This is a genomic window from Pelomonas sp. Root405, assembly GCF_001425165.1.
GTDB lineage: Bacteria > Pseudomonadota > Gammaproteobacteria > Burkholderiales > Burkholderiaceae_C > Pelomonas.
Window position 1 is genome coordinate 1 of record NZ_LMDU01000005.1, and the last position, 16,793, is coordinate 16,793.

Annotated in this window: 13 protein-coding genes and 1 pseudogene; 9 read left to right on the plus strand and 5 right to left on the minus strand. The window is 65.0% G+C overall.

Going from position 1 to position 16,793, the window contains the following annotated elements; all coding sequences use genetic code 11:
* Positions 1 to 98 precede the first annotated feature (98 nt).
* Positions 99 to 260: pseudogene (locus ASC81_RS08500) on the minus strand (IS30 family transposase); the annotation flags it as partial.
* A 171-nt stretch (positions 261 to 431) separates the two neighbouring features.
* Positions 432 to 770, minus strand: coding sequence for a hypothetical protein (locus ASC81_RS08505; RefSeq protein WP_056265260.1), 339 nt, complete (start codon positions 768 to 770; stop codon positions 432 to 434).
* Positions 771 to 1,699: 929 nt separating this feature from the next.
* Between ASC81_RS08505 and ASC81_RS08510 the strand changes: the two genes are divergently transcribed.
* The 9 genes from ASC81_RS08510 (at position 1,700) to ASC81_RS08540 (ending at position 11,438) form a co-directional block, all read left to right on the plus strand.
* The gene (locus tag ASC81_RS08510) at positions 1,700 to 2,245 is read left to right on the plus strand and encodes a fatty acid desaturase (RefSeq protein WP_056265262.1); all 546 of its coding nucleotides are present in this window, start codon (positions 1,700 to 1,702) and stop codon (positions 2,243 to 2,245) included.
* A 162-nt stretch (positions 2,246 to 2,407) separates the two neighbouring features.
* Positions 2,408 to 3,031, plus strand: coding sequence for a tyrosine-type recombinase/integrase (locus ASC81_RS08515; protein WP_056265265.1), 624 nt, complete (start codon positions 2,408 to 2,410; stop codon positions 3,029 to 3,031).
* A gap of 506 nt (positions 3,032 to 3,537) precedes the next feature.
* On the plus strand, positions 3,538 to 4,707 hold the full coding sequence (locus tag ASC81_RS08520) for a hypothetical protein (protein ID WP_056265268.1): 1,170 nt from the start codon (positions 3,538 to 3,540) through the stop codon (positions 4,705 to 4,707).
* Positions 4,697 to 5,083, plus strand: coding sequence for a hypothetical protein (locus tag ASC81_RS08525; RefSeq protein ID WP_056265270.1), 387 nt, complete (start codon positions 4,697 to 4,699; stop codon positions 5,081 to 5,083). Before ASC81_RS08520 ends, ASC81_RS08525 begins: the two co-directional genes overlap by 11 nt.
* Complete coding sequence (locus ASC81_RS08530) at positions 5,080 to 6,504, plus strand: hypothetical protein (RefSeq protein ID WP_156391910.1); 1,425 nt, start codon at positions 5,080 to 5,082, stop codon at positions 6,502 to 6,504. Before ASC81_RS08525 ends, ASC81_RS08530 begins: the two co-directional genes overlap by 4 nt.
* Before the next feature lie 293 nt (positions 6,505 to 6,797).
* Complete coding sequence (locus tag ASC81_RS26935) at positions 6,798 to 7,394, plus strand: hypothetical protein (protein WP_156391912.1); 597 nt, start codon at positions 6,798 to 6,800, stop codon at positions 7,392 to 7,394.
* Positions 7,395 to 8,020: 626 nt separating this feature from the next.
* Complete coding sequence (locus tag ASC81_RS27805) at positions 8,021 to 8,557, plus strand: hypothetical protein (protein WP_162253755.1); 537 nt, start codon at positions 8,021 to 8,023, stop codon at positions 8,555 to 8,557.
* 1,013 nt (positions 8,558 to 9,570) lie between these two features.
* Complete coding sequence (locus tag ASC81_RS26490) at positions 9,571 to 9,756, plus strand: phage integrase N-terminal SAM-like domain-containing protein (protein ID WP_082536376.1); 186 nt, start codon at positions 9,571 to 9,573, stop codon at positions 9,754 to 9,756.
* A 125-nt stretch (positions 9,757 to 9,881) separates the two neighbouring features.
* On the plus strand, positions 9,882 to 11,438 hold the full coding sequence (locus ASC81_RS08540) for an SGNH/GDSL hydrolase family protein (protein WP_156391914.1): 1,557 nt from the start codon (positions 9,882 to 9,884) through the stop codon (positions 11,436 to 11,438).
* A gap of 499 nt (positions 11,439 to 11,937) precedes the next feature.
* Here ASC81_RS08540 and ASC81_RS08545 read toward each other — a convergent pair whose 3' ends face one another.
* From ASC81_RS08545 to ASC81_RS08555, 3 genes are read right to left on the minus strand one after another with little or no spacing between them, the layout of a single operon-like run.
* Positions 11,938 to 12,531: a hypothetical protein gene (locus ASC81_RS08545; protein WP_056265280.1), complete on the minus strand. Its 594-nt coding sequence runs from the start codon at positions 12,529 to 12,531 to the stop codon at positions 11,938 to 11,940.
* Positions 12,528 to 13,448, minus strand: a complete 921-nt coding sequence (locus tag ASC81_RS08550) for an aldo/keto reductase (protein ID WP_056265463.1) — start codon at positions 13,446 to 13,448, stop codon at positions 12,528 to 12,530. Before ASC81_RS08550 ends, ASC81_RS08545 begins: the two co-directional genes overlap by 4 nt.
* A gap of 33 nt (positions 13,449 to 13,481) precedes the next feature.
* Entirely contained in the window at positions 13,482 to 16,790 is a 3,309-nt protein-coding gene (locus ASC81_RS08555) for a hypothetical protein (RefSeq protein ID WP_056265283.1), read from the minus strand.
* Positions 16,791 to 16,793 lie beyond the last annotated feature (3 nt).

Below are 16,793 nucleotides of genomic sequence, written 5' to 3' on the forward strand. Positions count from 1 at the left end.
CACCCAGGGAGTTCAGGCAACATCAACAGCGCGTCACCCAGACCGGGAGCGCGCCAACCAGCGCATAGACCGTGTCCGGTTATGCAGGGGCAAGATCAGGGCGGTCGAATGCCACCCGTCTTCGACAAGATGCCTTGAATCGACGTGTGCGGCCGGTCGAACAGCTTGCCGATCTCATGAAGCGTCCAGCCGTCCTTCCAACGCTCCCACATCAGTGCCTTCTGGGTGGCGGTGTAATACGTTCGTGTCCGGTGCTTCATTTGCAACGCTCCGTCTGCCTGAGCAGTTGTTAGTGTGTTGCGCCGACCGGTTGAATCCGCCGCCCAAAGCGGACACCGGCACAGGCCTACCAAGCCCCGAAAGCTGCCGCTCAACGTCGGAGTTCAGCCAACCGGACGGCGCAGCCGGTCAGGGTTGGATGCAATGACAGGTTAAGCGGCATTCCGTCGCCCAAAAAGACGGGCCAGCAGGGGCGGGAGCCGCACCGAAAGAACTTCGAACCGAAGAACATGCTTGGCTGCGAGCTCCTCGACCAAAGCGAGCGCATCGGCAGATGCCCACATGTTGCGTGGCCCGTCGTGAAAGCCTAGTAACTCTGCCTTGCCATCACGCAATGAGAAGTTGATAGCCCGAAGCAGTTTGGCATTGGTACACCACTGAGAGATAGGGCGCGCCTGGGCGCGCTTATCGAGCAAGGCGATCGCCAGGGGGTAGCGTTCCGCGAAAGCCGCCACCACAGTTGAGTAGCGAGTGGTCTCAATAGAGATCATTTCGTTCAGGACGCCGCTTAACGTGAAGATGACCGGCGTACAACTGCGAGCCGGAGGCGGAGCAGGTGTGCGTCCGCGTCAATTGACATGTTAGACATCACCTCTCCGATAGCCGAACGAGGACGAGCCCGATGCGAGCCCACGAACCTTTGCGATACGTCCGAAGGAAGGCCTCTTCCCTGTCACTCAGAGACATGTGCCGCGAATAACAAACAGACCAGCCAACCACACCGATTGCGGACGCAATGAAGACAACGGCTAAGACGGCAACGGCAAGAACCACGTATGCCAACCAGCCAAGTGACCCCAAAGGAATGCGTTCGAAAAACTGAGAAGCCGAGGAAGTTGACGCGATGGCAGCCACCGTGGCCAAGGCACCGAACAGGCAAGCAACCGTCGCCAGCTTCAGATGCCCAACTGCACGGTTTCTCATAGCTGGAGTATGTCTAGACAAGATGGCTTCGCGATGAAGGGCGGCCCGCCCCTTGCGATGCCGTAGGTTGCAGGCGCGAGGCCTGCAGAGCTACACCAAGGCACCTGGCAGGTGGGCTGCCGGGGCGTTGCGAGTGAGCAAGGAGTCGGGCCATGGGCAAGGAATCTAGCACCCTGTTCGTCAGGTTGGACGTTCACAAGGACAGCGATCGACATCGCCGTGGCAGATGCGCCGCGCGACGCCGAGATCCGGCATGTCGGCAGCATCAAGGGCGACCTCGCGTCGCTGGACGAGGTCCTGCGCAAACTCATCAGTCGCGGCCAGCCGCTGCACATCGTCTACGAGCCCCAAGCCCGTGGAGCGCTGGCTCGTGTGGCTGGGCGTGCTCGTGGGCATGGCTGGGCCGTTCGGCATCTTGAAGATCCACGACATCCGTGACTGGGCGCAGCGCCAGCCCTAGTGCCATGACTTCTTCGCGCACAGGCGCGGGCTGTGGGTGGATGCGTTCTGGCAACTGCACTGCCGCTTCGAGTTCGCCAAGCCGCCGGCGTTCGTTATCGAGCCCGAGTTTGCTCAAGACCGTTGGTGCCGGTTCATGGAAGCGACCTGGCCACTGCATCAGCTCGCCTTGGGCGCGTTGCTGTACGCGATTGGCGGTATCAGCTGGGCGGTGTGGGGCGTGGCCGTGCGGGTGGCGGTGAGCGTGACCAGCCATTGGGTGGTGACCTACTTTGCGCACAACCCGGGGCCGGGGCGCTGGCTGGTGAGAGACGCCGCGGTGCAGGCCGCCAACTTGGAAGGCTGGGGATTCCTCACGCACGGTGAGTGCTGGCCCAACAACCACCATGCCTACCCCGAGTCAGCCCGCATGGGGCTGGATCCCGGCCAGCTGGATCCAGGCTGGTGGGTCCTGATGCAGATGAAGCGCTGCGGGCTCGTGAGCCGCACCAACACGCCCAGGGCGACGGAGCGTTGCGAGGACCTGGTGGTGAGCGGGGGTGGGATGGATGGGCTGGAGGTTGCCGACGAGCCTGTCGGTTAGCTGAGCGCGTTGACGGGTGCTGTGCGGTTGCCGGCATCCTCGGCCAGGCGCCGGGTTCACGATGCGTGGCATGAAGCAGTCACCGGCACACCCGACAGACACAAAAGGATCAGTGCGGCCAAGGCGCAAGCTTGATGACCCTCAACTCGATGGGAGACCATCATGGGATCAGCAGCCAACACCCTGTCTCGCGAGCCGTGGAACAAGGGCAAGATCGTCGGCCAGAAGGCGCCATTCAAGGTCAAGGACATCTGGGCACTTCGGGTCCGACTTCAGATGGAGAACCGCGTGCGCGAGCTCGCGCTGTTCAACCTCGGCATCGACAGCAAACTTCGTGGATGCGACCTCGTCTCGCTTAAGGTGCGAGATGTCTGTCACGGTGACACGGTGGCCAGCCGCGCGGTGGTGATGCAGCACAAGACCCAGCGCCCCGTTCAGTTCGAGATCACGCCGGTGACCCGCGAGGCCGTGCAGCGGTGGATCAAGCAAGCTGGACTGAGATCCGGGGACTTCCTGTTTCCGAGTCGCATGCATGGCTCGCCGCATCTGGGGACGCGGCAGTACGCTCGAATCCTGGAAGGCTGGGTCGAGGAACTCGGGCTAGACCCTGCCGACTACGGGACGCATTCGATGCGAAGGACCAAGGCAACGCTGATATATCGGCGGACCAAGAACCTTCGCGCCGTGCAGCTGCTGCTCGGGCATTCCAAGCTCGAGTCGACGGTGCGGTACCTCGGCATCGAGGTCGATGACGCACTCGAGATCTCGGAGCAGACGGAAATCTAAAGGAGCCGACGGCGGTCGTCCCTTGCGGGGGCGGCCGCTGGCAACGGCGGCTCTCCGGATGCAGGAGCGGTGGAAGGTCCCGGCCACAAGGAGTCGCCGGCAGGTGCAGACGGGACGGGTGCAAAGTGCCCAAAAACGAAGTTCCAGATGCACGGCGATGGACTGCCCCGCAGCGGTTACCGTCACCCAAGACGGGTCGGTGAGTTCTCGTTTCGGGACAGGAAGCTGTCATTGGCTCACTGGTCGACGCGCCAGCGGCGATGTCCCCTGTCGAGCGTGTAGCAGCCATCCAGATGCCGAGGTCGTTGCTTGCCCCCTCAACCCGCAGTGAATGTCTGCTACTCGAAGTCACGGGCGGGCGCTATCGACCCAAAGCTGAAGTAGCACTAGGCCCGGTGAGCCCCTGCAGCTGGACACCAGGCTTGTCAATCGCAAACCGCTGTGGCCAAGATGTCCTCACATTTTGGGATGACGGTGCGCGAGACCGTCGCCGACCATCGCACTCCATGGTCAAGGTCCGCCTCATCTTCATCCTCATGTTGCTGTTCGCCTCACAGGTGCCGCATGCACAGGTGGCGAACCCTTTGGTTGATCTCCTGGCAGCACAGACCGCGGCAGCCCGGCCAAGTTGCCCGATCGAGGCCTTACTACGCCAGAGGGCTAAGGTCGCAGCCGAAGCCGCCAAGGCCGCAAAGGCCGACCCTGCGGCGAGTGCCTCGCCCGGCCAGGCCGGTACAACATATCAAGCGGTTGCGACGCTGCGGCTTGAGAGCGATCCCGCCACTATCGCGCCCCGAGATGAGATCAAGCTTCGGTTGGAGCTTCGCGACGATATTGCGCAATGCATAGGCGGCGCCAGCCAGCCCGTGCTCTACATCGACCACTTGCCCTTGCAAGGGCTGGCCACCACCGGCCGCTACGTGGCCGGCAAAGCCGGGGCGGACTCCATCACCGTCTCCTATCGGCTGGACCGCACGCCAGAGTCCGCCGCCAGTTGGAACGAACTACTCCAACGGGCGTGGCTACACGGGAACGTGCGTCCCGTGAGCGTCGGCATCGGTCTTGCAGGCACCGAGCTTGCGGTAGTGCCCGACGGAAGCATAAATCTGCGCATGGGCCATGGGGGCTTTGCTTACGGGATCACCGCAGCAATTCTCTGCCTCATCCTGCTAAGCCTTGCCTTTCGGGGCGAGGCATTGCGGGACCGGGGGCGCGGCCCCGACAAGAGCTTCAGCCTGTCTCGACTGATCTTGGCTTGCTGGGTGCTCACGATGACTGCGGCGATCGTGTTGACGCTGCTACACACAGGTGCGCTGCCGTCTCTCGCCGATGGTGGTCTCGCCTTCATGGTCGCCGCTGCGGGTGTCGGCACCGGCGTCGGCGCGCTGATCGATCGCCTCAAGGATGCCCGGAACCCGCCGGGCTCCGTCAGCGTCCTGAAAGACCTGTTGCACGACAAGGACGGGCTGGCGTTCCATCGGGTTCAGAGCGTGTTGCTCAATCCCCTCGTGCTGTTCGTCGTCTGGTATGAGCTGATCCGTTATGGCACGGTGACCCCGGTCGACAAGAGTTGGTCGGCGGTGGTCGGCGTCAGCACGCTGGTTTATCTCTTGGGCAAACCGGGCGAGAGCGCCGATACCGCCCAGCAACTTCGGGAGTCATTGCATGGCCATTGAGATTGCGGTCTTGAACCCCCAGGGAACGGCGCCTGTCGTCGACGTACTCGTGGGCTTTGCGAACCTGGCGTCCTACACCATTGCCTTGGTTCCGCCCGATATGGACATCTCCAGGGCCCTAACAATCGTCCAGGCGCGAACGCCAGAAGAGGTGGAATTTGATCACCCCTTGCCTGACGGCTGGCAGGGCCGCAACGGCTGGTTCGTCGTAGTGGTCGGTGGTATCGGCGATCCCAACGGGGCGGGGCAGTTCGCGGTCACCGCGCGGTTGATCCAGGACGGGCAGGACACCCCCATGACTACGACCATCCACGCCGACGATGGCGGCTCGGCCGCGACGTTCCTGTGCTCGGTGCAATTGCAGGTGCAAGCATGAAGCGCCTGGCCATCGCCTCGCTCGCAACGCTGGCGGCACTTGCTTGTGCGGCCCAGGAGGTGGTGATCACCATCAGCCGGCCGGCCGGATCAACAACACCTCCGCCAGCCTGGAAAGAACTCCCCGATGGGAGGCTACAGCTCGTGTTGAACGAAGGCAAGGTTGTGGTGAACGACGGCGGACCGGTCGCGGCGGCGGCGCCCAAGCCAGCAGCGGCAGCGCCCAAGCCACTGGCGGCTGAGGCTGCCCCGGTAGCGGCAGCCAGCCCGGCCGGTGCCGCTTCATCGCCGGCAGCCACCCTTGCCGCCGCGTTCAAGCTACAGGACAAGAAGGCCGAGGTGCTGAACAACTTCAAGAACTACAGGGTGGATATGTCCGTGCCCACTACGCCCGCTTTCGCGGTGCTGGGCGCTACGCCGGAGACCATCCTGCAGCCCAAGGCGCCCCGTGACCTCGCGGTGTCACTTGTGCAATCGCTCTCGAACGATGACAAGCTCGGAAAGGGCGTGGGCTTCGACATCGCACCCTACATGCTGGCTTATGGCAAAACCACCTCGTTGCAGGACTACCAGATGGACGGGCGTATACGCGCGCTCTCCAACGTGCAGCTTTCCTTCGGCGCCATCAAGCAGGACGCTGCCTCTGGAAGCGTCACTCGGGCCGCTGGGGGGGCTTCGTTCGTGCTGTTTGATGAAGGCGATCCACGCAACAGGGGCAGCGCCCTAGCAGGCTGCTTCACCAAGAGTACTGACGAAATGCTGGGCGACGGCAGCAAGCTCCCGCCATGGGTTGGCGACGCCCTCAAGGCGCAGTTCAAGGGGGAGGACCCCAAGCCGTTCATGGCCGAGGCCACCAAGCAGCTGTCCGCCCACTTCGACAAGTGCCGCAAACAGTTCAAGCAGGCGACGTGGAACAGCACCCGCTGGACCGGCGGTCTGGCGCAAGCCGTGCATAACCGGGGTGGCGGCACTCACCGTGGTGCGAACGGCTTCTGGACGACCTACAGCCTCAACCTCAATGGTGACGACCATACCGACCTGAGCCAGCGCGAGAGCGAGGGACGCTCTCAGGCGCTTTTCCACTACCGTCGCACCAATCGCGAAGAAGTGGCCAGCACTTCGGACCCGCGCGGTTTCATGCTGCGGCGCGGCGACATGCTCGCACTCGGCGCCAAGTACGGCTCCGACACGCGCAACGTGTCCATCGAAGCCAGCTGGCAACGCGGCCGCTTTGATAACGGCGACACCGAGAAAGCGCGCAAGCTGGCCATCGGCGGCGAGCTGATGGTCTCCAAAGATCTGTGGCTGGTCGTGTCCATCGGGGGCCGGGGCGGCCAGAAGAACGGCAACAACTCGCCGTTCGTGCTGGGCGGGCTGAAGTTCGGCTCATCGTCGGAGTCAACCGGAGCTTTCGGGCCTTGAAGGGCATCGCGGGCATGGGGGATGCTGTCTTGCTATGTGCGCCAATCGCGGAATGACCCATTTGCAGAAGCTCTGCCGACCGCTGACTGACCCCGCGAGCAACGCCGCTTGACGCTGCTGCTCGGTACACGACGTTAGTTGGTAGGGGCAGGCGAAAGTCGGCGCTGCGGGTCAATTTGTCGTCGGCGCCAACAACCTACGACATCGCAGGGGGCGGGCCGCCTCAGATCACGAAGCCATCTTGTCTAGGCCGCGCAATCACCACTCTGCGGTCAACAACCTGGAGAACCCTCATGTCACCAGAACTCAAAGCCGCACTGGTTGGGGCGATCGTCTCCGCGGTTGGAACGCTTGCCGGAACATTCGTTGGCTCGAAGATGGCGGCGGATCAGCGCGCTGAAGAGCGCCACATAGAACAACAGAAGCTTGTGCTTGAACAGCGCGTGAAGGTACTTGAACGTACAAGCGTGCTAGCCAACTCCCGTGCGAGAGTCGCCCGACTCAGGCAGATCGTTGAGGACGATGCAGCTCTGCGTGAGGAATCCAGCGCTTGTGCTACCGAGGCGAAAAAGAGCGGCAAGTCCACCCTCCCCTGCCGCAAGCTGTATGACTTGGCAGCGACTTCACACCTGCACAAGGAGTATGTAGAACTGCATGCGAACTACGTCTCCACGATGCAGCTGGCAAAGCTACATTTTGGCCAGAAAGTTATTGAGGCTGTCGACAGCCTCACGCAAGCGCCCAAGAATGCACCGCAGAGAAACTGGTGGGATATCCCAGGACCAGAGTACTTGGCCGTAATTGCTGCCATGCGGGATGAGATTCGCGTATCGCAAGGGCTGCCCCCGCCAAAGCCGCAAGTTCGTGAAGAAAGGTCATCTCCAGGTTGAACGGCACCCGTACGGTCGCACCGGGGCGCGGCCTCTCAAGAAACACCCTGAAGGAAGCGAACTTCCATGACTTCGCGCTATGAAGAAGGGCTGTTTCTTCGGAACGATTTGCGGCAGGGCGGGCCGATTACTCCGCTAACGCCTCTACAGGGACTTCCCCGTTAATCAAGCGGATTGAGGCGGACGGCATTCATGCAGCGCCACAGAGAACAGATTGCACATCTACGGCCGCCGACTCGATGACGACGGTCAGGAATGTGCCCGAAGCGGACGTCGGCATAAGCCTAACGAGCTTCCAGAACGCTGCCGCTCAGCGTCCGCTGCAGCAAATGGTTCGGCCTCGCAGCCAATACCAGAACGCTAGGAAGGGTCTGCATATCCTGCTGTCGGCCAGGCAAAGGCGGCCCGCAAGGGCCGGCATACGGGCGGCAGTATGTTCCCGCGGCGCTAGTGGCTGCGCATTGTGCGGGTCCGTGAGAGCCGCCGATGTCGTGAAACCCACCGGCACTCCGAAGGGCAAGTCGCTTCGTCAATCCCAAGTTAACAAATGTCCCCGATGAAAGTTGCATGTGCTGCGTTTTGCTGTATGGACGGTATATTGCAGAGGGTTCACCTGAGATTCAACTATGAAGGGCGATTCCTTGCTCCCAGCACGATTCGCAATGTGCATTTTGGCAGCATTATTGCCTGGACGTGGGACGGCTCAAGACCAGGCGTGCGGCTACTCGCTCGGCACTTCTTCCTTCACGCGTGAATTCGTTGCCGGTCAAACGAACCCTATTTCCGTGACGGGCACGTTCTCATCGAGTGCACTATTAAATAATACATGGGGGTGCTTCCCTACAAGTGATAGTGTTACCTTTACCGCTTTTGTTGAGCCAGGACATACATCTTTAGGCCTCATCAAACTTTGGCTTCGACCTCGCACAAGCAATCTATCATATAGCTTTTATGGTAACGCTGATTTTGTGCTGCCGGTTTTGCCCGTAGGTGATTATTCCATCACTCTCGAAACGTTTAATGGTAACGCCGCGAAATATTTCCTCAAATTTGGCATCCGGAACCGCACGGATCCTGCAGTCGAGGCTCAAGGGAAGCCAGCCAACTTCAGCCCGCGCTTGAACTACTGCTTAGCGAATAAGCGCTTCCCAACGACAACTTAGTAGGAGATTGAAATGCGTTTTAAATATTTAGTGCTGCTAGCTCTCTGCGTAACTTTGAAGGCGGAAGCGATCGGATATGTGCTCGGAAAGGTCTCTGCGGTCCGCGTCGATAAGGATGGCAGAGGCATGGTTATGTTTGATCGAAACCTAAGTTCGTCCCCAGCTTCTTGCGTAAGTTCTTCATATGCGAATGCGTTAGCCTTCAACAGCAACACCGCCGCTGGCAGAGCAATTTTAGCTATGGCACTTTCAGCCAAGATGTCCGGGGGTACTGTAAGCGCGTATGGAACGGGAGCATGCACTATCTATAACGGTTCGTACGTCGAAGATATGGACTACGGCATCGTCAGCTAGTCAACGCGGAGCGTGTGAAGTTCGCGTTCACGATATCACTCAATAACTAGCCAATCGCCTTCCCAGCCTTTGAAAAGTAGGCGGGTTCTGGTGAGATACCAGGGCCATATGCACGCCCTCGGTCGGCTTAAAGCTGTGCAAACCACATCCCGGAGGTGCTATCCCACTGGGCCACCAGCAGGTGCGGCACTCCGCCCGGCCGGAAGCGGCTTGGGCGCAACGTGAGGTATGGCAACGGAGTACCTGACAGCGGCACCGCGGGACGCTTGGCGCTGCCGGCCATGCTGGGAGCGGCGATCTACGACCTCCAAGTGCCCTGTCACCGACCGCCGTAACAGGGCCACCGATGTTCGGCATATTGGAGCCAGCCACAGGTGAGTAGAACGGGCGTCCGGGAGAGGTTACGCCGGGGTGGATTTTGAAGGCTTTTGCGGGGCCGGTTTGGCGGCCTGCGCGATTTGTTTCGGCGCCCGGACGACTGCCCATCAGCACCAGGCAATAGGCGTTGAACTAAACCGCTGACGCGGTGGCCTGCTGGCTGGGAAGCCAACGGAGTCTGAGCTGCGTACCTTGACCAATGCGGGCATGTGCTCGAGCCGGTCAAGGAGAGCCGTCATGGCTGATACCGCCCCGACGAAGATCAGCCCCTTCGCCAGCGCATGCTCGACGCGCTGCAACTGCGCGGCATGGCGCCGCGCACCAATGAGACCTACGTCGACGCCGTGTCTCGCCTGGCGCGGCACTACCACCGCATCCCCGAACTGCTCAGCGCCGACGAGGTGAAGGCCCACCACCTCCTGGGACATCACCAACATTTCCATCACGGGGCATGTATACGATGCTGACACGACCTTGCTCCCGCAAGCAACCGAGGGTGGAATCTTGTAGAAGTTGTGATGCCCCGTTCGGTTGGGCCCGGTCTTCACGCTGTGGCTTCTTCGCAGCCATACCGTCCTTCAACCTCCCGCCCATGCTGAATATCATCCATACACCCGTTACCCGGCATTGCTGGCGCCACGTCCTGTCCGCCGCAGCCCTTTGCGTTTTGAGTCAATCAGCGGTCGCGTTCGACGTGAACTATGTCGACCCCGACTGCTCAACCTCGGGTCGATGGGTATATACGAACCAAAACGGCCAGTACGGCACCTATTTCATCTATGGAGAAGAGCCCGGCGAGATGGGCTGGGACTGGGTCTACAAGCAAACTTGGTATGGCGACAGCCGTGCAATCTCTGCCTGCAACGCGCGCATCACGAATCCCGATGGCACGACCACAGTTGTGAGTTCGACGCTCAATACGACTCTACCCAGGGCGGTAAATACCGGCCGGCACCGCCAGCGCGCGGTCAACGGAACTAGCCTTCGTCAGCTGATCGCTGGTACTGATGGCCTGAACACACCTTGGTGGCATCAGATGGGGAATGACGGCGCCAAGCAAATCGTGATTGCCCATGGCGTCAATGACGCCTGGCAAGACGTTGACCAGAACCGCACGAATGGCCCGGCGGAGTTCGCGAGCAACCTCCGGTACGCGGTACGCGAAGCTATGAAGATGAGCGGGCGCCAGGTCCTACTGGTCCAGCCGCATCGCGTCTGCAGCTTCGATCTGCTCAGCTGGCTCGCCCCTCGTCTGCCGCATCCGGACGCGCTGTTGGCGCCTTACGCCAACGCTGTAGCCAGGGTCGGGAACGAGATGAAAGCGGAGTTCTCGGGCCGCGTCGAAGTCGCGCACCTTTTCTCCGTGCCGACGCGCTGCGACGGGGACCACCGCAAGAGCGACATGCCAGATGGCCTGCATGCCACGCAGGCCTATTCGAACAAGCTCGCCGCGGTCATCCGCGACGCGATGAACCGGCTCATGACGGGCGCACCGACGCCGTTGCCGACTCTGACATTGATGCGTGCTCCGCTGAATGCGAGCAACAAGCTCGAACCGGTGCCTGGAAAGGACTTCCAGACGCTGATTGTTGGCAGGCCGCACGTGACGAATTGGAGCACCACCGACGCGACCGCAGTCTCCTATCAATGCCGCAGTGATGATCCGAACGGTTTCAACGGCGGCGGGCCTTTGGCGGAACTCGTGCAGGCCGGCTATTCGACCATTGTGAACAACTGGCCAGTTCCGGCGAGTTGCATGTGGACCGTTACGGGTCATGCAGGAACGGTCACCTATCCGGACACGTACACGACCACGCCGGTTCCGGATGCCCAGAAGCCCGTCATAACGGTCACGCGGAGCCCCATGCCGTTGGTTGCCGGGAAACCTTTCCACACGACGTGGAAGGCCGAGCGCGCATTCAGTTTGACGCGCTACTGCACTGCGCAAGGAACCGGATTGAGCGCGCCGAACGCTGCTGTCGCCCTAACCAGCGGTGTGCCTATCGCGGGTAGCCCTGACGTCGACGAGCCCGTCAATGAGGTCGCGGCTGCGGCCTGGATCGGATATCCGACTACCTGCACTTGGTCCGCCAGCGGCGCCGGCGGCACGACCACATATACCGAAACCTTTCACACGGTCACACGCTGAAAGCCTCCTCGCGGAAGCGGGAGCATCTTTCCTCGGCTGCGCCCGATCGATGCGTGCCCTGCTGCTGCCGGACGAGCCTATCGAGTGCCTCTTTGCAGTGAGCGGGTGCGGCGGCTCTGCGTGAGCGTCCAGTCCGACCATCTTGAAGATTCGCCAGGCGCATTGGAGCCTCGTATCCGCTTCAACTTTCTGGGGTCAGTTCATTTAGCTGCGGGCCCTTCGAACGACCGGTACCGGTTGCAGCGGTTAATCGGCTGCTGGTGCCGGACGTCGGCGGCGACCCTATCGCGGTAGCTGGGTCAACTTCGGCTTTGGGCACTTTGCTGCCGCGGCTAGGCCGTCTGCGACCGACCGCACCCGCTGCATAGCGGTCAACACGCGACCGCCAGCCGAGGCGCCACGGGCGGCGGCCAAGGACGGCCTGTGTCTGCCGCGGCTCTGCAGCCGCCGCGCGCAGAGCAGGCCCGGCCAAGGTATTCCTTGGCCGAGGGGTCTCACCTCAGCGCGCCTGCATCACCCACAGCGTCATGCCGCTGAGGGCCAGCCAAAGCAGCGGCACGACCCAGGCCAGCCGCCACGGCAGGCGTGGCGTGGCCGGTTTGAGCAGCAGGGCGCCGAGGGTCGCCAGCGCCGTCGGGTCGGGGGCCAGGCCGAACACCTCTGCCTGCGCGAACGGGCGCGCGAAAGCCAGGCCGGCGAAAGGGTAGATCAGCAGCGCCGCGGTCATCAACGCAAGGCCGGCGCGTGGCGAGGTGCTGTGCTGGTGGCCTTGGTGACGAACAGCGGCCAGCGCCAGCAACAGCAGGGCCTGCACCGCGGAGGCGGCGGCCAGCCAGCCCGCCGCCCAATTGATGCCTGCATAGCGCTGCAGGTGAAACGCCCAGGCCACGAAGCCCCAGGCCGCCGCGGTCACCAGCAGCAGCGGCCGCGCCGAGCCACTGCGCCAGCGCCACCACAGCGCCGCCAGCGCCAGTCCCAGCGCAAGCAGGTGCAGCGGCCACCACTGCGCGTTGTGCAGCTCGAACAGCCGCCAGTAGGTGCGCGCCGAGAACAGCAGGAAGTCCGACGGGCGGTAGGTCCACCACTCGCTCATCGGAGCAGCGCCTTCACATCCGCCGCCATGCGCTGCCGCAGCGCGCTGTTCGGCAGCGGACCGCGCGCGGCGCCGAGGTTTTGCAGCACATGGTCCACGCGGGTGGTGGCCGGAATGGCGCAGCTGACGGCCGGGTGCGAGACGACGAACTTCAGCGCCGCCTGGGCCCAGCCGTCGCAGCCCAGCTCCTTTGCCCAACCGGGCAGCGGGTGGCGTTGCAGCGGGTCGAGCAGGGCGCCCTGACGGAAGGGCCGGTTCACGATGACGCCGATGCGGCGCTCTTGCGCCAGCGGCAGCAGGCGCTGCTCCACCTCGCGGTCGAGCAGGTTGTAAGACAGCTGCACGAAGTCGATGGGCTGCGTGCGCATGATGCGTTCGAGGTCCGCGTGGCGCCGCCCTTCCGAGGTGGTGATGCCGACATGGCGCAGCGCACCGGCCGCCTTCATCTGCAGCAGCATGGGCAGGTGCTCCTCCCACGCCAGCAGGTTGTGCACCTGCAGCAGGTCGAAGCGTGGCACGCCCCACAGCCGGCGCGACGTCTCGACCTGTGCCGGCCCGCGTGCGCCGGGCGACACCCAGACCTTGTCGGCCGAGAACACCGGCGCGCCGGCCAAGCGCTTCAGGCCGTGGCCGATGGTCGCCTGCGCCGAGCCGTACATCGGCGAGGAATCGATCATGCGGCCGCCGCCCGCGAAGAAGGCACGCATCACCTCGGTACAGGCGGCCAGCGCCTGCGGGTCGTCGCCGACGTTGAAGGTGATCCAGCTGCCCAACCCCACCAGCGGCAGCGCCTCGCCGCCGCCGGGCAGGGGCCGCGTCAGCAGCGGTGCCGCCGCCTGCGCGAGCGGTGGCAACGTGGCGATGGTGGCCAGTGCGCACAGCGCCTGCCGACGGCTTTGCAGCGAAGGATGGGGCATGGCGGCCATCCTAAGCCGCGAGAAAGACCGCCTTCAGCGGATGGCGTTGTTGACCTCGTCGGCCGCGGTGCCGGTCAGCCCGCCCAGTAGCAGCAGCCAGTCACTGGTCCCGCCTGGCCGGCCGTCGGGGTTCCAGATCTGCAGGTCCGTCGCTGAAGTGGTGTCGGCGGCCGCCGGGTAGACATTGGGCTGCACGCGCTGCAGGCCGCCGGCGAGGTTGAGGCGGTTGATCGTCGCGCGCAGCTGCGCCATGTCGTCGCCGATCAGCGAGACGTCCACGCCGAGCCGGTCGGCAATCAGCTGTCGGCGCGCCTGGCGCAGCGCCGCGGACCGGCCGCGCGTGGTCGCTTCGTCGAACAGCGCGACCGCCAGCGAGCTGTCGAAGCTCAGGCCGCGCCGCCACAGGTGGGTGCTGCCCGTCAGCAGCCACACATCGTCGACCACCACCGTCGTCGACGCCATGTGCAGCGGCCGCGAGGGGCCGGCCGTGGGCGTGAACAGCACGACGTTGGCGGGCGCTGCGTCGAGCAGCGTCTTCAGCGCCGCGCGCACGCCCGCCGTGCGCACGGCTTCCAGCTTGCGTGGCTGGTTGGGCAGGAACTTCTGCGGCACACACAGCACGACGGCCAGCGCCGGGCGCTCACCGAGGCGCGTGGTCAGCGCCGAGACCAGGTCGATGAGCCCGTCGCCGCTGCCGGCGGCCAGCGGGTCCAGCGCCGGTGTCTCGACGTAGACGAAATCCTCGGCGCGGCCGATTGCCGAGGCCAGCGAGCGCGCGGCCTGCGCGGCGCCGTCGCGGGTCTTGAGGATCACCTGGTCCAGCGCGGCGGCGAGGGCGTCGTCATCGAAGGTGGCGGTGTCGATCATGGGGTCGAAGTCCACCGTGGGCACGGCTGATTCGATGCTGTTCTTCAGGCTTGTCCAGGCTGCGCCGGGCGTGAAGCCGCTGGTCGCGGCAACGAAGGCGCGCAACTGCGCGTCACCGGCCACGCCGTGCGTCAATGTCTCCAGCACGGCTGTGAAGGTGGTCGTGCCGCCCGGGTCGGACGGCACGGTGACAGGCCGCTGCGCCTGGCCCACGAAGCCCGCGAGGTCGGCCGCCGCGCGCTCGCGCATCAGCGTGGCCAGCGGCACGGCAGCAGGCCCGGCGAGCGCGGCGCCGGTGGCATGCACCTCGGCCGCGGCCGGCACGCCGGGGTGGCCGAGCTGGCCGGGCAGGGCCTCGTGCAGCGAGGCCAGTCCCGGCGCGGCGCCGACCGCACCCGTGCCACCGGCGGGGTCGACGGCCGCGGCCTCGCGGCGCTCCATCATGGCCACCGGCCGGCCGAAGGTCGTGATGCCGTCGGCCAGCCCGTTGCGGGTGCGGTGCAGCACCGTCGCGCCGGTCGCACCGACAGGGCCCGTCGCATCGACGACCTCGCCCTCCGGCGTCGACAGGAAGGCCGGCGCGGTCACGATGAGGCGGTCGCCCGTGCCGGCGGCGTTGCGCAGCGTCGATGCCGCGGCATCGGCGGCGACGGTGCTGGTGGTGTCGACCAGCGCATAGGCGCCGGCCGCTTCGTCGCCTGGCACGGCCAGCAGCGTCTGGCCGCTGCCCCACTGGCCGCTGCTGCGCACCAGCGCTGCGCCCTGTTCGCACATCCACGCGGTGCGGCCATCGGCCAGGCCGCCTGGTGGTGGCGTTAGCGCCGGGCGTGCGCCGCTGGCGATGGCCGGCCGGTCGAAGCGTTGCTCGACATGCAGCTTGGCGTCAGCATCGGTGACGACCAGCGCGTCGAAGCTCATGCCTTGCAGCGCGGCCGTGCCGTCGGGGAGCGCCAAGACGGCGAAGGCGCGGCCGGTGCCATCGGCACGGCCGGCGCCGCCGTCGAGGCGGAAATGCTGGCCGGTCTCGGTGTCCAGCCCCTTGGGCCAGATGCGCACCCATGCGTTGGCCGGCAGGCCGGTCACGCGCACGGCGATGCGCTGGCTGGCGGCAGTGGCACCGCTGGCCGTGCCTTCACCCTGCAGTGCGTGCACGCTGAAGGCCAGCGTGGCGGGCGGCGTGCCGCTGCCGAGCGACGGCGCCGTCAGCGAACCCCAGAAGGTGTCCAGCACCGGCGCCATCAGCTGCGCGGGCGAGCCTGTCGACAGCGTGCCAAGCAGCGCCGCATGGGCCGCATCGGCCGTGGTCAGGATGGGCGTGGCAGCAGTGTTACGCAGCACGGCGATGCGCTGACGCGGGTCGTTCTGCACGGCGTCGCTGCGGCCGACGCCGACGAGATGGCTTTCGAGGTCGACCACCGCGACGCGCACGAAGTCGCGCGCCAGCCCGGCCGGCCAGGCGCTGCCCGTCCAGCCTGCAAAAGGCGTGGCGCCCGGCGGCGCGGCGAAGCGGCCATTCGGCAATACCGCCAGGCGCGGCAGCGGCAGGTCATCGGGGCTGGGCGACGTGGTCAGCGCGATGGCCGGCGCGGCACCGGCCGTGTAGAGCGCGCCACCCACGCGGGTCAGGTCGGTGAGGTCCAGGCGCAGGCGCTGGGCCTCGGGCAGGCCGCCTTCATGCGCGGTGCAGAACAGCACGCTGCGGCTGGCCGCCACAGGGGCGGTGCGCTGGTCGGCAGCAGCGCCGTGCGCCCACAGGTTGTCGAACACCGGCGCGCTGGCCAGATGCGCCCACCACGCGGCCACGGCGCCGGCGTCGAGCGCGCGACCGCGGTCGTCGAAGGCCCACAGCATGCACGACAGCGCCGCGCCGCTGCGGTTCTTGACGATGACGGCGTTGGACTTGTCGGGCCGGTGCAGCTCGCGCACTGGCTCGTCGGCATTCGCGAGGGCGCTGCCGCTGGCGTCCAGGCCGAGGAAGGCAGCGCGTTTCTCGTCATCGTCCAGGTCCGAGGCGAAGTCGTTCTCGCGCAGGCTTTGCAGGTCGCTCACGCTGGCGGCCGAAGCCTGGGGCACTTCCAGCGCGAGGTGGCGCACGACCGGCCGCCCCGGGGCGCCCGCGGGCACGGCCACGCCGTCGGGCGAGGGGATCTGCGCCGACAGCGCGGCCAGCCGCACCTCGACCTCGGGCAGCAGCGTGAACAGGACGACGAGGTTGCCGTCGCCGAAGGCGCTCTCGCCATCGCCGCCGCGCAGCGCCGTCAGCACCGGCGGGCGTGGCGTGGCGGCAAAAGCCCAGGAGGCCAGGCCGCCCGCCGGCGCACGCCATTCCATGCCGGCCGGCAGGCTGAGCGCGACCGCCAGATTGGCAGCCGGCACCGCCAGCGTCGGCGTGGTCGCACTGCCGTCGCGGAACCAGGGGCCGAGGGCGGGTGATGCGAGACCGAGGGTGTCGGGAGCGGGTGACAGGGTGGCCATGAT

Coding starts and splice junctions, on each gene's coding strand:
- ASC81_RS27805 (WP_162253755.1), top strand. CDS start 8,021: ATGAAGGGCGATTCCTTGCTCCCAGCACGATTCGCAATGTGCATTTTG.
- ASC81_RS08545 (WP_056265280.1), bottom strand. CDS start 12,531: ATGAGCGAGTGGTGGACCTACCGCCCGTCGGACTTCCTGCTGTTCTCG.
- ASC81_RS26490 (WP_082536376.1), top strand. CDS start 9,571: ATGCTCGACGCGCTGCAACTGCGCGGCATGGCGCCGCGCACCAATGAG.
- ASC81_RS08525 (WP_056265270.1), top strand. CDS start 4,697: ATGGCCATTGAGATTGCGGTCTTGAACCCCCAGGGAACGGCGCCTGTC.
- ASC81_RS08505 (WP_056265260.1), bottom strand. CDS start 770: ATGATCTCTATTGAGACCACTCGCTACTCAACTGTGGTGGCGGCTTTC.
- ASC81_RS08540 (WP_156391914.1), top strand. CDS start 9,882: ATGCTGAATATCATCCATACACCCGTTACCCGGCATTGCTGGCGCCAC.
- ASC81_RS08515 (WP_056265265.1), top strand. CDS start 2,408: ATGGGATCAGCAGCCAACACCCTGTCTCGCGAGCCGTGGAACAAGGGC.
- ASC81_RS08530 (WP_156391910.1), top strand. CDS start 5,080: ATGAAGCGCCTGGCCATCGCCTCGCTCGCAACGCTGGCGGCACTTGCT.
- ASC81_RS08520 (WP_056265268.1), top strand. CDS start 3,538: ATGGTCAAGGTCCGCCTCATCTTCATCCTCATGTTGCTGTTCGCCTCA.
- ASC81_RS26935 (WP_156391912.1), top strand. CDS start 6,798: ATGTCACCAGAACTCAAAGCCGCACTGGTTGGGGCGATCGTCTCCGCG.
- ASC81_RS08550 (WP_056265463.1), bottom strand. CDS start 13,448: ATGCCCCATCCTTCGCTGCAAAGCCGTCGGCAGGCGCTGTGCGCACTG.
- ASC81_RS08555 (WP_056265283.1), bottom strand. CDS start 16,790: ATGGCCACCCTGTCACCCGCTCCCGACACCCTCGGTCTCGCATCACCC.